We start from the raw sequence: 18,581 nt of genomic DNA, 5'->3' as shown, positions 1-18,581 counted from the left end.
CACTACATTCCTGGGGGAAGGCGTGGCGAACCGGGGAGGGATGATGACGACGGGCTCGGTCAGCCCTCGGCGCGCGGACACCCGGCGCAACCACGAGCGCATCCTCACCGCCGCGGCCGACGCACTGGCCAGCACGGGCGAGGTCTCGTTCAACGCCATCGCCAAGCAGGCCTGCGTCGGGGTCGGCACGGTGTACCGGCACTTCCCCAACCCCGAAGAGCTCATCATCGCCGTCTACCGGCGCGAACTGGAGCACCTCGTCGACGTCGTGCCGGAACTGCTCGACCAGCACCCGCCGGAGCAGGCGTTCCGGCTCTGGATCACCGACCACCTGGTCCGCTACATGATGACCAAGCGCGGGCTGGCCAAGGCGCTCGGCGCCGCCACCTCCGCGCACAGCGACCTGCTGATGAAGGCTCACGACGCCATGGTCGGCGCGGTCGCCGACCTCCTGGCCGCCAACGCCGAAGCCGGGAACGTCCGCGCCGACCTCGACCCGGAGACCGTCGTGCGCGGCCTGAAGGGCCTGGTCTTCCTCGACTCGAACGGTGACTGGCGCGGCCCCACCGAGCAGCTCGTCGACCTGCTGTGGCGCGGCATGCGCGCCGACGGCTGAGGCTCCGCCCTCCTCGCCCTCGCGGTCGGTGGTGTGGTCGCCGTCGGTGTTGATTTTGATCTGCACTGAAGCGAAAAGCGCAATCGAAACCAATGGGCTGCGAGCCGAAGTGCGTCACGGCCTCACCGCCGAGACGTTCCGCTGCTCGCGAAGAACCGGTCGTCGCACCGACTTCCTGGTCGAACCCGGTTGTCCGGGCCGAGCGCGTGCGGCAGGTTCATGCCATGCCCGAATTCCGCTTCGCCTTCAACGTCTTCGGCGTGCACTCCCCCGAGGACTTCGCCGCGACCTGCCGCCGCGCGGAGCAGCACGGCTACGACACCGTCTTCGCCGGCGACCACCTCGGGATGCCGTCCCCCTTCCCCACCCTCGTCGCCGCGGCGCAGGCGACGGAACGGCTCCGGGTGGGCACGCTGGTGCTCAACGCGCCCTTCTGGAACCCCGCGCTGCTGGCCCGCGAGATCGCCACCACCGACGTGCTCACCGGCGGCCGGCTGGAGGTCGGTCTCGGCTCCGGGCACATGAAGTGGGAGTTCGACGAGGCCGGCATCGAGTGGCGTCCCTTCGGCGAGCGCGCCGACCAGCTCGAGCGGCTGGTCGACCAGCTGGCCGAGCAGTTCGCCGCCGGCGGCTACGACCAGCAGGCCACCCTGCGCGAACGGTTCGGCATCCCCGTGCTGCGCCCGGTGCAGCGCACCGGCTTCGGCGGGTACGGGCCGCCGCTGATCGTCGGCGGCACCGGTGAGCGGGTGCTGCGGATCGCCGCACGCACCGCGGACGTCATCGGCATCGCGGGGGGCTTCCAGGTCCCGGGCCAACCACCCGGCACGCTGCGACTCGGCACCGCCGAGGAAGCCGACGAGCGGGTCCGGTTCGCCCGCGAGCAGGCCGGGGACCGCGCCGACCGCGTGGAGTTCCAGGCCCTGGTCCAAGCCGTGGTGGTCACCGACGACCGCCGCGCCGCGGCCGAGAAGTACCTCGCCGGGGCCGGATCGACCATGACCGTCGACGAACTGCTGGAGACGCCGTTCGTCCTCCTCGGCACGGTCGAGGAGATGGCCGAGCAGGTCCTGCGCGACCACGAGCGCTACGGCTTCACCTACTACGCGGTGCACGGGCCCTTCATGGACGCCTTCGCCCCGGTCATCGAGCGCGTCCGCGCGACGAGCGGTTCGTAGCGCGCCGAGGTCCCGGCGGCGGCGTCACCGACGCGCTCCCCCGAACTCTCTCCGGACCTCCGCCGTCCACTGTGACCACCGCTCCCGCCTGGACGCCCGAGCGGCCGCCGCGCTGGGGTAGCCGTAGTACTCGCCGAAAATCGGGCGGATATGAGGTCTGGGCTGCTGATCGGGCATGGCTTCACTCCGCCTGGGACGGCTGGCCGCGCTGGAGTGTGCGGTAGACGGTCGGCCGGGAGACGGAGAACAGCTCGGTGAGGTCGGTGATCGTGTAGTCGCCACTGTCGTGCATGCGCCTCAGTTCGGTCTGCTGCTTCGGCGAGAGCTTGGGTTGCTTGCCGCGAAGCTTTCCCTTCGCCTTCGCCACGGCCATGCCTTCGCGGGTGCGCATGCGTAGGAGGTCGACTTCGAATTCGGCGAAGGTGGCCAGGATGTTGAAGAACATTTTGCCCATGGGGTCGGTCGGGTCGTAGACCTGTCCGCCGAGCGAGAGCGCGACGCCGCGCTCGGCGAGGTCGTCGCCGATGGCGCGGGCGTCCGGCACCGACCGGGCCAGTCGATCGAGCTTGGGCACCACGAGGGTGTCGCCAGTTCGGACGGCGGCCAGCGCCTGATCGAGGCCGGGCCGCGTTCTCTTGGTGCCGGTGAGTCCGTGGTCGAGATAGATCTGGTCGTCTGCGATGCCGAGTTCGGCCAGGCGCTGGCGTTGGGCGGTGAGGTCTTGCTCGTCGGTGGAGCAGCGGGCGTAGCCAACCAGGGTGCCGGACATGATCGGCAGTGTAACGGTTAGCCACCCCTCAGTGAGAGTTTCACCGTACCAGGTATCTGAGACAACCCTGGTCAGCGGAACGCCAGCTCGCGGCTTCGTCTCGCGTCGGTGTCGGCCGGGCGGTGTTGTCTCAGTGGGGGTTCGGTCATCGGACACCTGTCATCCCGGGCCGCCGATCGGTGATCAGATCGGGGTTTCTCGGCGATCACGTCCACGGGTTTGATGGTCGACTGGGCGAACAAGACCCCGGTGTTCTCCGCGAGGCGACCTGGCCCGAGAGGTGGGCCTGGCGACCGGAGTCGTCGGGAAAGGCGTCGTAGATCCCGAAGGACGAGGGCCCGAAGCGGAGGGCGAACCACCGCACCGTGCCCGGCTCCTGCTCCACGATGCCGAGCCCCTGCTGCAGGAAGTTCTCGACGTCGCCTTCTCGTCCGGGTAGCGCCTCGATCCGGACGAGGAGCCCGACGGTCACTGGTTCTGCCATGCTCTGGCCTCCTACTCAAACGGGTGCTGTTCAGATCAGAGCCGCGCGAGGGACAAGTCAGCCGACCTGACCGGGGTTGAGCACGACCTTGGTCCAGCCGTCTTCGCGGGCGTCGAAATGCTTGTAGGCGTCCGGGGCCTGCTTGAGGGGCAGGTTGTGGGACACGATCCAGGAGGGGGTGACCTTGTCTTCGGCGATGAGGTTGCGCAGGTGGCGGTTGTAGCGCTTGACCGGGACCTGGCCGCAGCCCATCTGCTGGCCCTTGAACCAGAAGTTGCCGAAGTCGAAGCGGGCCTTGCCCTGCTGGGACAGCTCATCCGGGCCACCGGGGTCCTGCGGGATGAACACCCCGACGGTGCCGATCCCGCCGGTGAACCGCACGGAGGCGACCAGCTTGTTCAGGGTGTCGGCGTTGTCCTCGTTGCCTTGCGGGTCGTGGGCCTGGTAGCCGACGCACTCCGCGCCGCGGTCGGCGCCGACCCCCTTGGTGTGCTCGGTGACCTGCTCGACCGGGTCGACCTTGGAGTCGTCGATCGCGATCGCGCCGATCTGCTCGGCCAGGCGCAGCCGGTCGGGGTGGCGGTCGACGACCATCACCTTCGCGGCGCCCTTGACGCTCGCGGAGAGGGCGGCCATCAACCCGACCGGGCCGCCGCCGTAGATGACGATGGTCTCGCCGGGCTTCAGGCCCGACATCTCCACGGCGTGCCAGCCGGTGGGGAAGATGTCGGAGAGCATCGCGTAGTCGTTCTGCTTGTCGGCCGCGTCCTCGGGCAGGCGCAGGCACTGGAAGTCACCCCAGGGGATGCGCAGGTACTCGGCCTGGCCGCCGGCCCAGCCGCCCATGTCGGCGAACCCGTACGCGCCGCCGGCCATACCCTCCACGTTGGCGCTCAGGCAGTAGTTGGTCAGTCCGTGCTCGCAGTTCTGGCAGTGTCCGCAGGAGACGTTGAACGGCGCCGAGACCATGTCCCCCACCGCGACCTTGTCGACTCCGTCGCCGACCTCGATGACCTCGCCGACGTTTTCGTGGCCGAAGATGCGGCCCTGCTCGAAGTCGGTGCGCCCTTCGTACATGTGCAGGTCCGACCCGCAGATGTTGGTCGCGGTGATCCGCACCAGGACGTCGTTGGGCCGCTCGATACGCGCGTCGGGAACGTCGGAGACGCTGACGTCGTGGGGGCCGTTGTAGACCAGTGCCTTCATGTTCTTCTCCTCTGGCGGATGGGTTCGATTCAGGCCTGGGTGGGGGCCCGGTGGCGGCCTTCGGCGAACTCCTCGACGATCTTGGAGCAGAACGCGGGCAGGTCGTCGGGGTCGCGGCTGGTGACCAGGCCCTGGTCGGTGACGACTTCCTGGTCGACGACGTTGCCGCCGGCGTTGCGGATGTCGGTGCGGATGCTGGGGAACGAGGTCAACGTGCGGCCCCGGACCACGTCGGCCTCGACCAACGTCCACGGCCCGTGACACAGCGAGCCGACCGGCTTACCGGAGCCCACGAACTCCCGCACGAAACCCACCGCGTCGGAGTTGACCCGCAGCCCGTCGGGGTTGACCGTCCCGCCGGGCAGGATCAGAGCGTCGAAGTCGTCGCCGGAAACGTCGGAGACCACCTGGTCGACGGTGAAGGTGTCGCCTTTGTCGATGTCGGCGTTCATCGACTGAATCTGTCCGGTGTGGATCGACAGCAGCGTCACCTGCGCCCCGGCCTGCTCCACCGCCTGGCGGGGCTGGGTGAGTTCGACCTGCTCGACACCGTCGGTGGCCAGGATCGCGACCCGCCGGCCGCGCAGCTCATCTGCCATGGGAATCGCGCCTCCTCATAGTGTGGCGAGAACCATAGGGTTGCCCGGGTCAGGCCGGGTCAAACCAGCCGGCGAGTGGGCGGTCAGCGCGGATCGGCGGGCGGTGCCAGCGGTGGCCGCACCGGGCCACGGTGCTCACCCCCTGCCCGGCAGCGCCGAGACCACCCGGCAGTCTGCGCGGGCCGGCGGGACCGCGGTCACGGACCCGGGCCACGAACGCGGCGGCGACCTCGGCGAGCTTGGTGTTGGTGTGCTGCCGCATGGTGCTGGAATCCGTACACGGGTTCGGTCGATGCCCCTCTCCGCACTGCCCTGACCGCACAGTGCACGGAGCCCACGCCGCCGCCTCCCTGCCCCGCGCCGGTGGGCAGATCCGCGCGGCGTGTGACTACCACCAGGCCGACTGGCCCAGCCTGATCCACCTGCTGGACGAGACCTTGGCCGCGGCCCTGGCCCGGTTCTTCCCGCCGGTCTGGCGCGCCCGGCTGATCGAGGCCAATCCTCCTCGCCGCCGGAGGCACCGCGTACGCATACCGATGGTTTGCGGAGATGGTGCGGGCTCGAGCTACGTGGGTCGTTGGATAGGGCTGTGGTGGGTAGTCGTGGGGCGTCACCGACGGTGGGGAGTGCTGCGATGACGATGCCGGAAGATGCGAGGAACGGTTCGATCGAGACGGTGACTGTGGGGGTGGTGGCTGATCCGGTGGCCGCGCCTGCGCAGATTGCTGAGCAGCTCGCCCATGATTTGCCGAGACTGTTGTCCGAGCAGCTGGAGGACAACTGCGTGTGGCGCGTGGATGTGCACCGCGAGCGGTTACCGCCCAGTGACGACCGCCATACCGAGATGATGGACGTCGCCAGCGAGCGGATGCGGCAGCACGGGTGGGATCTTGCTGCGTGCATCACGGATCTTCCGCTGCGTAGTGGCCGGCAGCCCATCGTGGCCGATATGAGCAACGAGCGCAGGGTCCTGGTGGTGTCGCTACCGGCATTCGGAGGCATGGCGTTGCGCCGCCGGGTGCGAGGTGTGGTGACCCAGCTCGTCGTCGACATGCGCAGCCGGGGTACTCCCTCGGAGGGGACCGAGGAGCACCGGCGTCGCCGACTGCCCTGGCTGGCCAACCGCTTCCAGCGGGTCACCCCGGAGCAACGCGACGTCGACGTGCGCGTGCTGGCCTCGCGAGGCATGGTGCGGCTGTTGATCGGCATGGTTCGGGACAACCGTCCGTGGCGGCTGGTGTTCGGATTGACCGGGCCGCTGGTGGGGGCGTTCGCGTTCAGCGCGTTCTACTTGATCAGTACGTCGGTCTGGCGACTGGCCAGCACGATGGGGCCACTGCGCCTGCTGGCCGCGGTGCTCGGGTCGGTGGCTGTCATGGTCGCTTGGCTCATCGCCTATCACCGGCTGTGGGAGCAGACCATGGGCCGGCCCGTGCACGAACGCGAGCAGGCGGTGTTGTTCAACGCTTCCACGGTGCTGACCCTGATCATCGGAGTGGGGTGCATGTACGGGGCGCTCTACGTCGTCAACCTGATCGCGGCCAGTGTTGTCCTCACCCCTGAGGTGTTCGGCCAGTACATCGGGCCCGGACTCGGATTCGGTGACTATGCCGTCGTCATGCTGCTGGTCACCGCGGCGGCCACTGTTGCCGGCGCCGTCGGTTCCGGCTTCGAAAGTGAAAACTCGATCCGCGAAGCCGCCTTCAGCTACCGCGAACGCGAACGCCGCCAGGTCCTGCACGACACACAGACCCGACGTGAACAGCAAGAAGGCCGTGGCGGTTCCGCAGAAACATAACCGGTTACTCCACCGATGGTTCCCTCCAGCAGCAAGCGTCCGCTCCCTGGAGGCCGTAGTGCTCGCCGAAACCCGGGCGGATATGCCTGCCGGGGAATTCATGCCTTACTGGTTCGCAAGGCGATCCGCTTGCGTACGGGTGTCTTGGCGGTCTGGCGCTTAGAAGAGGGTGTCGCCGATGCGCAGTGGCCGGTAGCCGGTGGGGCCGAGTTGGGCGAGTTCGCCGTCGATGTCGACGTCGATGGAGCCGAAGAAGTTGATGTTCTCGCTGTGCGCTGGGGAGATGTGGGCCAGGACCTCGTCGTCGATGCGGCGTCCGGAGCGGCGCATCGATTCCACGGCCAGGCTGTAGTACTCGGTCGTCCAGGTCACCACCGCGTTGGTCACCAACGTCAGACACCACGCCTGCTCGGTCTGGGCTTCCAGGTGCCGGGCGCGGATGGTGCCCTCGTGGGCGTAGAGCAGGTCGCGCTTCAAGGCGTGCAGCGACTCGCCCTTGTTGAGCTGGCGGGAGATCTTGCGCCGGTACGCCGGGTCCGACAGGTAGCGGGCGGTGTAGATCGTTCTGCGCAGTGCTCCGTACTCCTTGAGCGCTGCGGCCAGGGAGTTTTGCCGGCTGGAGGCGGAGAGCTTGCCGACCAGCAGCGAGGCGGTGGCGTGCCCGAACTTCAGCGACCCGGCCAGCCGCAGTAGATCGTCCCAGTGGGCGGCGATGAGATCGAGGTTGGCCCGCCGGGTCAACAGCGGCCCCGCGTGCGGGAACGCTGAGGTCACCTGCGATTTCGCCTCGGTCCGGTGCAGTGTGATCTTGCCGAGGTCGCGGATGCGCGGGGACAGCTGCAATCCCAGTAGGTCGAACAGTCCGAAGTTGACCAGGGTGACCCCGTGGGTGTCGGTGGCGTGCTCGGTGATGGGGATGTCGGTGGCGTTGCCGAGGATGTCGTCGAGCACGTAGTGGGCTTCGCGCTTGGTCGCCACGATGACCTTCGTGCCGTAGGTGGTGTGCTGGTCGGTCACGTGCGTGTAGGTCGACAGGCCCTCGTTCGCGAAGTACCTGCTCATGGCTCGGGCGGTGACCGATTTGCCGCGGGTGGGGAACCGCTGCCCGTCACTGGAGGACAGGGTGCCGGAGCCGAAGATCGCCGTCAGCGGCAGCTGCTGGTGGTAGCCGATCAGCGCCAGGTTCGCCGCGCGCAGTGTCTCTTCCCGTACGTACCACTCGGCGGTGAAGGCCAGGATGTCGTAGGAGATGCCGCAGGCATCGGCCATGCGTGTAAGTCCGAGGTTGGTCGAGTGGGCGAGCAGCACCGCGATGAGGTTGCGCTTGAGCTCCGGGCTGCGGGTCTGCTTGCCGCCGGCGTGGGTGAAGCAGTCCAGGAACCCGGTGCGCTGGTCCATCTCGATGAGCAGGGACACGATCGGCGCGAACGGCAGCATCTCGGTCAGCTCGGCCTTCAACGCCGTAGCCTCGGCCGGGATGTCTTCGGCCGACAGCGGAGAGATCACCAGCTCGCCGTCGTCGTCCAGGCGCGCCGGGCCGTCGCCGTCGGCGAGCGTGGTTTCCAGGTCGCCCAGCGCCGTGTGCAGCTCATCTTCGACCTCGGCCAGCGCCTTGGAGGCATCCGCGGGTTTGCCGACCAGAGAGCAGAACTGGCCCCGCTGCGCCGCCCACGTGTCCGGCGTGAGCAGGTAGGCGGCCGGATCGGAGTAGCGACGCGAGCCGGGCACGAATACATCCCCGGTGCGCAGCCCGTCCCGCAGGGCCAGCAACGTGGCAAGCTCCCAATAGTGCCGGTAGGCGGTGCTGCTGCCCGTCTTGGCGGCCTCGTCGAGGTAACCACGCCAGCGGGTCGGGACGAACCCCGTCGGCGCGTGCGCCGGGACCTTGCGGGCGCCGGTCGCATTGAGCTCGGCCAGGATCTCCACCGCCCGCAGTAGCTCGGCCGCGGCGGTGCCGCCGGAAAACCCGACGGCCTCCAGCACCTGCGGGGTGAACTGCCGCAGATAGCTGTACGAGCCGTCCAGCGCGGCCAGATGCCCGTGATCCCGCGGCAGCGGAGGCAACGCAGTCGACTGGGCGTCGCGTAGCCGTTGCCACCCGATCCGTTCGCCTCGGATCAACCCGCCGACCTGGTCATCACTGATCCCCACATCGAAGATGACCTCGAGTAGGTCGTCCAACAGCTCTTGGCGGTCTTCCCCGGAGCGGGCGCGCTCGGCCAGCGCGTCCCGCATGGTGTGTCCGGCCTTGCTCTCCCGCGCCGACAGCGCCTGGTCGAACAGTTGCACCACCTCGTCGAGCACCTCCGTGGCCGACTGCGCCAACACCGTGGCCAGGACCGGATACCGACGCTCCGGCTCGCGACGTTGTAATGCCTGGGCAGTCAGTCGACGGCCCATCGTGGCCAGGAACCGCCGCCGTTCCGCCGGCAGCACCGACAGATCCAGGGTTTCCGCGCCCATGGCGCGTAGGAACTCCAGTTTGGAGATCTCGGTCTTCACCGCCGCGGGCGAGGCCTCCACCGGCCCGGTGCACAGCCACCGCAGCCGCGTCATCCCGATCGTCGAGTCCACCACCAGCAGACCGTCCAGCGCGGCACGGCGCTCGTCGGTGAACTCGCGGGCCAGCCGGTCGAACGTCTCCTGCCGCGCAACCTCGCGGGCGTGCGCGACTCGCTCGACCACCGTCACCGGGCCCGGGCGGATCACCCGTGCCGAGATCAGGTACTCGCAGGCCAGCCGGAACAGCAACGTCGGCGAATCGTGCTCCATGGCCCGCGCCAGCAGGAACTCATCCAGCTCCTTGAGCTCCAGCGCGCCCGCCGGGCGCCACCCCAGATACTGCGCGACCTGCCGCAGATGATCTGTCCGCGTCTTCGCACGCCGCCCATACGAGCCGATCGCATCCGCATCCACGCCCAGTTGCTCCGCCAGCCGTGCCACCGCCGCCCGAGGCGCCGAGGGCCACGTCATCCGGCACGAACCCGAGCCAGGGCAACGAGCACAGGGCCACGGCAAGCCCCAATCGATCCGCCGGCCCCCGACCACGGCCGGGATCGACGAACGCCACGTCCGCCGGGGTCAACGTGAAGAACCGGAACAGCTCCTCCCGGCCGATCTCCGGGAACCTCCGCAGCCCCTCCAGCTCCGCGTCGGTGAACACCTGCGTGGCCAACCAGTACCTCCCGCCAGAACCCGACGATCACCAGCTCAGCAGCCTAGCGAGGCATATCCGCCCGATTTTCGGCGAGTACTACGGCGACCCCGCGCTCGTGCGTCCAGGCGGAGGTCAGGCGCAGACCCGGGCGCCGAGCTCGTCGTGTGGTGAGATTTTGGTCGACACTGAAGCGATGGACATCGTTGACCCGAACTGCCGCAGTCCTCGCGAGCGGCACTGAGTGCCGCTCGGTCACCGGAGTTCGCGGAGGGTTTCCTCGATCTTCTTGCGCACCGCGTCCGCCGGGGCCGAGGTGCGGACCACGCCGACGACCACGGTCTCCTCCCCCGCCGCCGCCGGCTGCTCCGCTGCCGGCCGCCCGGGCAGCGTCGTGGTCAGCTGCTGGACCGCCTCGTGCAGCCGCCGCCGGGCGTCCAGCTCTCCCCCGCTCTTCAGCCACTGCCGGAGCACGTGGTTGTGCGCGGCCACGACCGCCGCCGCCAGCACCGCGGCGCGCAGGTCCCCACCGGGCTCCCCCGCGAAGCGGGCGCGCAGGTAGCGCGCGAACACCCGCTGGTAGCGGTCTATGCTCGCGATCTCCTTGTCCCGCAACGACGGCACCGCGCGGGTGAGCTCGAAGCGCTTGAGCGAGACCTCCGGTTCGGCCAGGTACATCTCCAGCACGTGCTCGGCCGTGCGCCCGAGCACCGCCAACGGGTCGGCGTGCGGGTCGGCGCCGTCGAGCAGCTCGACCACCTCGGCCAGGCGCTCGTCGTGCCCGGGGAAGACGACGTCCTCCTTGGACCGGAAGTAGCGGAAGAACGTGCGGCGGCCGACCCCGGCCGCGTCCGCGATCTGGTCCACCGTGGTCGCCTCGAAGCCCTGCGCCGCGAACAGCTCGAGCGCGGCCAGCGCCAGGGCACTGCGCACCCGTCGGCGGCCGTGCGCGGTGCGGCCGGAGCGGGGTCTGGGCGCAGGTGTCGCAACCTCGGGCATGGCCGGATGCTACACCGGGGCGCGTTGCTAGTGGCACTCAGTGCCGTTACGATGGCGCTCGCAATGAGCGTCCGCGAGCTGCGCGGACCCGCGACGGACTACTCCCACCCGGCACGGCGGCGGGAGCGAGGAGGTACCCGGTGAACCCCGACTTCGGCACCTACCAGCTGGCCGAGGAGCACGAAGCACTCCGCGAGGCGATCCGCGACCTGGCCGAGAAGGAGATCGCACCGCACGCGGCTGAGGTGGACGAGCAGGAGCGCTTCCCGCGGGAGGCGCGCGAGGCACTGGTCAAGGCCGGGTTCGCCGCGGTGCACGTCCCGGAGGCCTACGAGGGGCAGGGCGCCGACTCGGTCGCCACCTGCATCGTCATCGAGGAGGTGGCGCGCGTCTGCGCCTCGTCCTCGCTGATCCCGGCGGTGAACAAGCTCGGCACCATGCCGATCCTGCTGTCCGGCTCCGAGGAGCTGAAGAAGAAGGTGCTGCCCTCGATCGCCTCCGGTGAGGCGATGGCCTCCTACGCGCTGTCCGAGCGCGAGGCCGGTTCCGACGCCGCCTCGATGAAGACCCGGGCCCGGCTGGACGGCGACCACTGGGTGCTCAACGGCAGCAAGTGCTGGATCACCAACGGCGGCGAGTCCACCTGGTACACCGTGATGGCGGTGACCGACCCGGACAAGCGCGCCAACGGCATCAGCGCGTTCGTCGTGCACGCCGACGACCCCGGCTTCGTGGTGGGGCCCAAGGAGAAGAAGCTCGGCATCAAGGGCTCGCCGACCGCGGAGCTGTACTTCGAGGACTGCACGATCCCGGCCGACCGGATCATCGGCGAGCCCGGCACCGGCTTCAAGACGGCACTGCGCACCCTCGACCACACCCGCCCCACCATCGGCGCGCAGGCCGTGGGCATCGCCCAGGGCGCGCTGGACGCGGCGGTGGACTACGTCAAGGAGCGCAAGCAGTTCGGCAAGGCGATCGCCGACTTCCAGGGCGTGCAGTTCATGCTCGCCGACATGGCGATGAAGATCGAGGCCGCCCGCAACCTGGTCTACCTCGCGGCCGCGCGCGCCGAACGCGGTGAACCGAACCTCGGCTTCATCTCCGCCGCGGCGAAGTGCTTCGCCTCCGACGTGGCCATGGAGGTCACCACCGACGCGGTGCAGCTGTTCGGCGGCGCCGGGTACACCCGCGACTTCCCGGTCGAGCGGATGATGCGCGACGCCAAGATCACCCAGATCTACGAGGGCACCAACCAGGTCCAGCGCATGGTGATGGCCCGCTCCCTGCTCAAGGGCTGACCCCGCGGCGGGGGCCGGGCGCGCGTACCGGCCCGGCCCCCGCGCCGAGATGTCCGCCTCCTGCCCAGCGCCCAGACTGGTGGGTGCCCGGACCTGACGGGTCCACCGCAGAGCAGGAGGCAACCATGCACGCGGTGAGCGACTTCTTCGCCTTCATCGGCCGCCTCGGCATCGGCATCATCCTCGTCGCGCACGGGTGGCAGAAGCTGGCCGACTACGGCATCGAGGCGGTCGGACGCGGCTTCGCCTCCACCGGCATCCCGCTGCCGCAGCTGGCCGCCTGGTTCACCGCGCTGGTGGAGCTGGTCGGCGGGGCGTTCCTCGTCCTCGGACTGCTGCTGCCGCTGGCCGGACTCCTCATCGCCTTCATCATGGCGGGCGCGGTGTTCTTCGTGCACCTGCCCCACGGCCTGTTCTCCCCCGAGGGTTTCGAGCTGCCGATGGCCATCGGGGTCGCCGCCCTGGCGCTGGGGTTCAACGGGGGCCGGTGGTCCCTCGACCACGCGCTCTTCGGCCGCCTGCGCACCCGCAGGACCGAGCGGGTGCCGAGCGAGAGCTGACGCTACTCCGAGTCCGCCTCGCGACGCTGCTCCAGCGCGGCCAGGTAGTTGCCCGACTCGGCGTACAGGCCGGTCAGCAGCCAGGCCCCCACGCCGATGTCGTCGCCGATGCCCAGCAGGGGCAGGAAGTCGGGGATGAAGTCGATCGGCGACACCAGGTAGGCCAGCGCCACCAGCCACAGCAGCAACTGGTAGCGCGGCAGCACCGGGTTGCGCCCGCGCGCCGTCGCCACCAGCATCCCGGGGACCGCCCGCGCCCTGCGCAGCGGCCCGCCCACCGGCGTCGCCCGGTGCGCGCGGACCGCCGCCAGCAGCGGCACCCGACGCCGCACCGCGGCCACCGCCCCGGCGACGAGCACGCCCAGCCCGGCGGCGAGCAGCCCCACCGGCAGCAACCAGCCGCCCGGCGCGTCGCCGCCGAGCACGATCGCCACCACCGCTCCGGCCACCAGCAGCAGGCCACCGACCACGACCATCGTCGTTCCCCCGTTCCCACGCCCGTGCGATCAGGTTGCCACGGACCGCGCTCGTCCGGCGGATCCGGGTGATCCGTGGCACCGTCAGCAGAGCTGGCCGGCTCCCACGGGGAGCCGCCGACACTGGGGAGGAACGTGGTCGACCAGGCCGAATCCAGGTCACCCTCGCTGGTCCGCGCGAGCGCGACGATGGCCGTGGCCACCGCCACCAGTCGGGTCAGCGGGCTGTTGGCGAAGGTCCTGCTGGTCGCGGTGCTCGGCCTCGGTGTGGTGAACGACTCCTACACGGTGGCCAACACGCTGCCCACCGTGGTCAACGAGCTGCTGCTCGGCGGTGTGCTCACCAGCGTGGCCGTGCCGCTGCTGGTGCGCGCGCAGCAGCGCGGCCCGGAGCAGGGCACCGAGTACGCCCGCTGGCTGATCACCATGGGCGGGGTGCTGCTGGTCGCGGCCACCACGGCCGCGGTGGCCGCCGCGCCCCTGCTCACCGAGCTCTACCTCGGCCCGGACACCCGGGCCAACGCGGCGCTGACCACCGCGTTCGCCTACCTGCTGCTGCCGGGCATCGTCTGCTACGGGCTGTCCGCGCTGCTGCAGGCGATCCTCAACGTGCGCGGGGTGTTCGGCACGCCCGCCTGGGCGCCGGTGGTCAACAACCTCGTCGTGATCACCACCGTCGTGGTGTACGCGCTGGTGCCCGGTGCGATCTCCACCCACCCGGTGCGGATGGGCGAACCGAAGCTGCTGGTGCTGGGCATCGGCACCGCACTGGGCATCACCGCGCAGGCGGTGATCATGGTGGTGTCGCTGCGGCGCAGCGGCTTCCGCTACCGGTGGCGCTGGGGGTGGGACCGGCGGCTGTCGGAGTTCGGCGGGCTGGCCGGGTGGGTCGTGCTCTACACACTGGTCAGCCAGGCCGGCATGGTGGTGATCACCCGCGTGACCAGCCAAGGCACCCCCGGCAGCGTCGCGACGTTCAACTACGCCTGGCTGCTGTCGCAGGTGCCCTACGGGGTGCTCGGCGTCTCGCTGCTGACCGCCCTGATGCCCCGGATCAGCAAGGCGGCCGCCGCCGAGGACACCCCCGCCTTCGTCGCCGACCTGGAGCTGGGCACGCGGATGAGCTCGGTGCTGCTGATGCCGGTCAGCGCCCTGCTGGTCGTCGCGGGCGGCCCGCTCGCCGTGGCCTTCTTCTCGCTGGGCGCCAGCGATGTGGCCGCCGCCGACCGGCTCGGGGTCGCCCTCGCCGCGGCGGCGGCCGGGGTGGTGCCGTTCGCCATCACGATGCTGCAGCTGCGCGCCTTCTACGCGATGCACGACGCGCGCACCCCGACCTGGATCAACGTGGTCATGGTCGCGGTGCGCAGCGGGCTGTGCTACCTGGTGCTGGCCACCGCGGACCCCCGTGACCTGGTGGTCGGGGTGACCGCGGCGATGTCGGCGAGCTTCGTCGTCGGCGCGGTCCTCGGGCACGTCTGGCTGCGCCGCCGGCTCGGCCGGCTGCGGACCCGCAGCACGCTCGCCGGGATCGGTCGCAGCGTGCTGGCCACCGCGTTCGGGTGCGCCTGCTCCACCGCGGTGGTCGCGGCCGCGCGCAGCGCCTCCGGCCCGCTCGGCACCACCGCGGACGCGTGGCTGGCGCTGGTCGTGCACACGGTCGTGGTGCTCGGGGTCAGCGTCGCCACGCTGGCGCTGCTGCGGGCACCGGAGCTCGCTCCCGCGGTGGAGCGGCTGGCCCGCCTGGTGCGGCGCTGACCCTCACTTGCGGTTGCGCACCCGCGGCCTGCTGCGCTCGGCGCGCAGCGCGCGCAGCTCGGGCGGGTCCGGCAGCGGCTCCAGCGGTTCGCCGATCGCCCACTCCAGCAGCAGGTCCGCCAGCCGCGGGTTGCGTGCCAGCACGGGGCCGTGCAGGTAGGTGCACACCACGTGCCCGCGGACCGCGCCTTCGGCGGAGTCGTGCCCGTTGCCGATGCCCCGCACCACGCGCCCCAGCGGGCGGGAGTCCCCGCCCACCCGGGTGCGGCCGAGGTGGTTCTCGAAGCCGGTGAGCATCCCGACGCCCAGCAGCGTGGACTGGGTCGTGACCTCGCCGATGGCCCGGCGGTCACCGGGTTCGGTGTCGGCGTCGACCAGGCCGAGGCCCTCGTGCCGCACGCCGTCGCCGGTGACGAAGCTGGTGCCGAGCACCTGCAGCCCGCCGCAGATGCCGAGCACCGGCACGCCCCGGTCCACCGCGCTGCGCAGCCCCCGGCCGCGGCGCAGGAACCGGACCGCGGCGACCTGCGCGACGTCCTCTCCCCCACCGACCAGGTACAGGTCGCAGGACTCCGGCACCGCCTCGGACGAGGACGGCACCGTGACGACCTCGCTGTCGATGTTCCGCCACTTCAGCCGCTGCGCCAGCACGATGGCGTTGCCGCGGTCGCCGTAGGTGCCCAGCAGGTCCGGCAGCACCAGGGCGAGGCGGACCGGGTCGCGCATCACGACCGGCTCCGGGCGAGGAGGTCGCGGAACGCCGTGTAGTTGGCGATCACGTCCGGCACCCCGTCGCCGGCGGCGGCCAGGGCCTCGTCGACGGTGTCGGCGACGGTGGCGGGGACGCCCGCGTAGTGCAGGCGGACCGCGAGGTCGAGCGCCCGGTCGCCGGCCACCCGCACCGGACGCCCGGCCAGCAGCTCGAAGTCGACGTCCCAGAGCCAGGACACGTCGTGGCCGTCGGCTTCCCGGCTGTTGAGCACCAGCACCAGCGGGTGCTGCTCGGTGGAGACCAGGTCGAGCATCTCCAGCCAGCTCGCCGGGTTCTTGGCCAGCAGCAGCCGCACCGGACGCCCGGCCAGCCGGACGGTGCCGTAGCGCCCCGCGGCCTGGGTGATCCGCTGGATGCGGTGCACCGCGGCGGCCTGGTCGCAGCCGAGGTGCTGCGCGGCGGCCATCGCGAAGGTCGCGTTGACCCGGTTGACCTGGCCGGGCAGTGCCAGGTCGAGCTCGTGGCGGGTGCCGTCGGCGGCCACCGCGGCGTCGGCGGTGACGGTCCAGTCGGCCTCGGGGCGGGACAGGCCGCACTCGCAGCGCCACGCGCGGTCCGCGTCGCCGAGGAAGGCCCCGCAGCGCGGGCAGTTCAGACCGTCGTCCTTCCACCGCGAGCCGCCGGAGACCCACGTGACGCGGGGGTGGTCGGCGGCCGCGTACACGATGTTGGGGTCATCCCGGTTGGCGACCACGTGCGCGCCGGGCGCCTGGGCGAGGGCGTGGCGCAGGCTCTCGGCGACCGTGCGGATCTCACCGACCCGGTCGAGCTGGTCCCGGCTCAGGTTGAGCAGCAGGACCACCGCCGGTTCGAACTGCGCGGTCACCTGCGCCAGGTGCAGTTCGTCGACCTCCAGCGCGGCGAACGGCGCGCTGGGGTCGGTCATCAGCGCGGCGACGTGCCCGTCGGGCATGTTGGCCCCGGTGGCGTTGCTGACGGCCGGGGCACGGGAGCGCAGCGCTTCGGCGACCATCCGGGTGGTCGTGGTCTTGCCGTTGGTGCCGGTCACCATCACGACCTGCCGGCCGAGCGCGAGCGTGCGCAGCGCCCGCGGTTGCAGGGTGAGCGCGATCCGGCCACCGATCATCGCGCCGCTGCCCAGGCCGAACCGCCGGGACATCGTGGCGGCCAGGCGGCCCAGGTCGATCGCGATCGTGGTGCGCAGGTCGTGCCGGTGCGCCCTGCGGGGCGGTGGTTGCACGGGCGCCGGCACGACCTGCCAGCGCTGCTGCTCCACCGGTGCGGATGTCGGCTCGGCCTTCCCGGTGTCCCGCGTGGTCTCGACCATGCATCCCTCCCCCCTCGGCACCCGCTGCGGGCGGGTCGTCCGCGTCGGCTCGGGACGGGCGCGTCACCACCACTCGGCCGCACTCGGTCGCGCCGTCCGTCGCTTCTTCGCCAGTGTGGCGCGGGATCGGCGAAACAGCGCGACGATCAGCAGCAGGACACCGGCGGCGATCGCCGCTGGTCCCACCCACCCGTGCGCCGTGCTGGTCAGCTCCGCCAGCGCGGCGTGGTGACCGGTGGTCATCGTGGTGTCCCTCCTCCTGTGCGCACGTGTCGGGTGCGGGTGCGTCGCCGCACATGATCCGTCCGGGGCTGGGTCCACCCGGGTGCCAACATGCCGGGGCGTCGCCCCATCGGGGCCAGTTCGCCCCCGCGACACGCCGTGGAGGCCGTCGTCGTCGACCGGCGATCTCCGGGGTCGTCGGTGACGCTTCGACTGCGCCCGCTCGTCCGCGTGGCGGGAAGGGGGTGAGGCGAGGTGACCCAGGTCCTGCTGCTGCTCGTGCTGGGCGGCATCGCTCTCGGGGGGATCGGCTGGACCGCCTGGGACATCTGCTCCGACCTGCGCCGGCGCAGGCTGTGACGGCCCCGGGAAGCACAAGGAACCCCGCCGGAGAGAGGCAGGCGGGGTTCCTTGCTTCACCTGGTCGCGCGGACCAGGTGGGTCACTTCACGGCCAGCTGCTGGCCGGGGAAGATCAGGTTCGCGTCGCTGATCTCACCGCGGTTGGCGTCGAAGATCCGCTGCCACTCGACGCCGAACTCGGCGGCGATGGTGCTCAGCGTGTCGCCGGGCCGCACGGTGTAGGTGCCCTCGACCGACACGGCCTCGTCGACCTCGACCTGCTTGGTCTGGGCCTCCTCGGTCTTCGTCTCCTTCGCGGTGGTCTTCTCGCCGGTCACGTCCTGGTGCTCGGCGCCGCTGCCCTTGGTCAGGCCGGCCTTCTTCGAGCACACCGGCCAGGCACCCGGGCCCTGCGCCTGGAGCACGCGCTCGGCGACCGCGATCTGCTCGGCCTTGCTGGCCTGCGCGGCGTTCGAGGCGTAGCTGGTGCCACCGAAGGCCTTCCAGGTGGAGGCGCTGAACTGCAGGCCGCCGTAGTAGCCGTTGCCGGTGTTGATCGACCAGTTGCCGCCGCTCTCGCACTGCGCGACGGCGTCCCAGGTGGACTCCGACGCGGCGTTGGCCGGGACGGCGACCGCGAACGGGGCGGCGACCACCGCGCCGGCCAGGGCCGCCCGCGCGATGGTGCGGCTGGAATTCCGATGCTTGGCCATGGTTCGTCTCCCAGAGCGCCTGCACCGAGCCGCGGGGACGGCGCACCGGAGCCGAGTCGGGGGTCCGGCTCGGGGCGGACTGCCGCCGCGGTCGAGTCCCTGTCCCTCCCTGCGTGTCGGGGGTCGGAAGGCCCGCCGGGACAGGGTTCGGCGCTGCGGGCTTCCGGGGTGTTCCTGAGTCGGCTCGGGGCTGCCGACTGGCCGACACGCTACGTAGCGGCAAATCGCCGGATCAAACCGTTCGAGTGTGACCATGGCCACAGAAACGCTGCCAAGATCGGCGCGATGTCGCCGTTGTCGCAGCTCACGGTGTCGCGGTTCTGCACCATGGCCGATCGAAGCTGATCACTCTC

18 protein-coding genes and 1 pseudogene are annotated in these 18,581 nt (G+C 70.8%); 6 read left to right on the top strand and 13 right to left on the bottom strand.

Going from position 1 to position 18,581, the window contains the following annotated elements:
- Window positions 1-43: 43 nt before the first annotated feature.
- Window positions 44-616 carry a TetR/AcrR family transcriptional regulator gene (locus HNR68_RS16205; RefSeq protein ID WP_179721962.1) on the top strand — a complete coding sequence of 191 codons (573 nt, stop codon included), beginning with the start codon at window positions 44-46 and terminating at the stop codon, window positions 614-616.
- Between the two features lie 224 nt (window positions 617-840).
- Window positions 841-1,794 (top strand): LLM class F420-dependent oxidoreductase, encoded by a 954-nt coding sequence (locus tag HNR68_RS16200; protein ID WP_179721959.1) that lies wholly within the window; start codon window positions 841-843, stop codon window positions 1,792-1,794.
- A 181-nt stretch (window positions 1,795-1,975) separates the two neighbouring features.
- On the opposite strand, the gene HNR68_RS16195 is transcribed toward HNR68_RS16200, so the two are convergent.
- The 5 genes from HNR68_RS16195 to HNR68_RS16175 form a co-directional block, all read right to left on the bottom strand.
- Window positions 1,976-2,563 (bottom strand): recombinase family protein, encoded by a 588-nt coding sequence (locus HNR68_RS16195; RefSeq protein WP_179721956.1) that lies wholly within the window; start codon window positions 2,561-2,563, stop codon window positions 1,976-1,978.
- A gap of 205 nt (window positions 2,564-2,768) precedes the next feature.
- Window positions 2,769-3,047, bottom strand: coding sequence for a putative quinol monooxygenase (locus tag HNR68_RS16190; protein ID WP_246330463.1), 279 nt, complete (start codon window positions 3,045-3,047; stop codon window positions 2,769-2,771).
- A 57-nt stretch (window positions 3,048-3,104) separates the two neighbouring features.
- Entirely contained in the window at window positions 3,105-4,253 is a 1,149-nt protein-coding gene (locus HNR68_RS16185) for a glutathione-independent formaldehyde dehydrogenase (protein ID WP_179721953.1), read from the bottom strand.
- 29 nt (window positions 4,254-4,282) lie between these two features.
- Window positions 4,283-4,852, bottom strand: a complete 570-nt coding sequence (locus HNR68_RS16180; RefSeq protein WP_179721950.1) for a type 1 glutamine amidotransferase domain-containing protein — start codon at window positions 4,850-4,852, stop codon at window positions 4,283-4,285.
- Window positions 4,853-4,901: 49 nt separating this feature from the next.
- A complete protein-coding gene (locus tag HNR68_RS16175; RefSeq protein WP_179721947.1) occupies window positions 4,902-5,114 on the bottom strand; it encodes a hypothetical protein in 213 nt (70 codons plus the stop codon).
- Window positions 5,115-5,486: 372 nt separating this feature from the next.
- Here HNR68_RS16175 and HNR68_RS16170 point away from each other — a divergent pair, with 372 nt between their 5' ends.
- Window positions 5,487-6,650 (top strand): GtrA domain-containing protein, encoded by a 1,164-nt coding sequence (locus HNR68_RS16170; protein ID WP_179721944.1) that lies wholly within the window; start codon window positions 5,487-5,489, stop codon window positions 6,648-6,650.
- Between the two features lie 159 nt (window positions 6,651-6,809).
- On the opposite strand, the gene HNR68_RS16165 is transcribed toward HNR68_RS16170, so the two are convergent.
- From HNR68_RS16165 to HNR68_RS16160, 3 genes and pseudogenes are all read right to left on the bottom strand, one after another.
- The gene (locus HNR68_RS16165; protein ID WP_281377458.1) at window positions 6,810-9,623 is read right to left on the bottom strand and encodes a Tn3 family transposase; all 2,814 of its coding nucleotides are present in this window, start codon (window positions 9,621-9,623) and stop codon (window positions 6,810-6,812) included.
- Between the two features lie 58 nt (window positions 9,624-9,681).
- Window positions 9,682-9,813: pseudogene (locus tag HNR68_RS27215) on the bottom strand (DUF4158 domain-containing protein); the annotation flags it as partial.
- A gap of 246 nt (window positions 9,814-10,059) precedes the next feature.
- On the bottom strand, window positions 10,060-10,803 hold the full coding sequence (locus HNR68_RS16160) for a TetR family transcriptional regulator (protein ID WP_179721941.1): 744 nt from the start codon (window positions 10,801-10,803) through the stop codon (window positions 10,060-10,062).
- Window positions 10,804-10,943: 140 nt separating this feature from the next.
- On the opposite strand from HNR68_RS16160, the gene HNR68_RS16155 reads away from it, so the two are divergent.
- Window positions 10,944-12,101 (top strand): acyl-CoA dehydrogenase family protein, encoded by a 1,158-nt coding sequence (locus HNR68_RS16155; protein ID WP_179721937.1) that lies wholly within the window; start codon window positions 10,944-10,946, stop codon window positions 12,099-12,101.
- 125 nt (window positions 12,102-12,226) lie between these two features.
- Complete coding sequence (locus tag HNR68_RS16150; protein WP_179721935.1) at window positions 12,227-12,661, top strand: DoxX family protein; 435 nt, start codon at window positions 12,227-12,229, stop codon at window positions 12,659-12,661.
- A gap of 2 nt (window positions 12,662-12,663) precedes the next feature.
- Here HNR68_RS16150 and HNR68_RS16145 read toward each other — a convergent pair whose 3' ends face one another.
- Window positions 12,664-13,137, bottom strand: coding sequence for a YkvA family protein (locus HNR68_RS16145; RefSeq protein WP_179721932.1), 474 nt, complete (start codon window positions 13,135-13,137; stop codon window positions 12,664-12,666).
- Between the two features lie 135 nt (window positions 13,138-13,272).
- Here HNR68_RS16145 and murJ point away from each other — a divergent pair, with 135 nt between their 5' ends.
- Window positions 13,273-14,892, top strand: a complete 1,620-nt coding sequence (gene murJ / locus HNR68_RS16140) for a murein biosynthesis integral membrane protein MurJ (RefSeq protein ID WP_179721930.1) — start codon at window positions 13,273-13,275, stop codon at window positions 14,890-14,892.
- Window positions 14,893-14,895: 3 nt separating this feature from the next.
- On the opposite strand, the gene HNR68_RS16135 is transcribed toward murJ, so the two are convergent.
- From HNR68_RS16135 to HNR68_RS16120, 4 genes are all read right to left on the bottom strand, one after another.
- Window positions 14,896-15,618, bottom strand: a complete 723-nt coding sequence (locus HNR68_RS16135) for a type 1 glutamine amidotransferase (protein WP_179721927.1) — start codon at window positions 15,616-15,618, stop codon at window positions 14,896-14,898.
- Window positions 15,618-16,952, bottom strand: coding sequence for a MurT ligase domain-containing protein (locus HNR68_RS16130; protein ID WP_179721925.1), 1,335 nt, complete (start codon window positions 16,950-16,952; stop codon window positions 15,618-15,620). Before HNR68_RS16130 ends, HNR68_RS16135 begins: the two co-directional genes overlap by 1 nt.
- Window positions 16,953-17,015: 63 nt before the next feature.
- Entirely contained in the window at window positions 17,016-17,195 is a 180-nt protein-coding gene (locus HNR68_RS16125) for a hypothetical protein (RefSeq protein WP_179721923.1), read from the bottom strand.
- 421 nt (window positions 17,196-17,616) lie between these two features.
- Window positions 17,617-18,228 carry a LysM peptidoglycan-binding domain-containing protein gene (locus tag HNR68_RS16120; protein WP_179721921.1) on the bottom strand — a complete coding sequence of 204 codons (612 nt, stop codon included), beginning with the start codon at window positions 18,226-18,228 and terminating at the stop codon, window positions 17,617-17,619.
- Between the last annotated feature and the right edge of the window lie 353 nt (window positions 18,229-18,581).

The organism is Saccharopolyspora hordei, from assembly GCF_013410345.1.
Taxonomy (GTDB): domain Bacteria; phylum Actinomycetota; class Actinomycetes; order Mycobacteriales; family Pseudonocardiaceae; genus Saccharopolyspora; species Saccharopolyspora hordei.
This window is presented reverse-complemented; position numbering and strand designations above follow the sequence as displayed.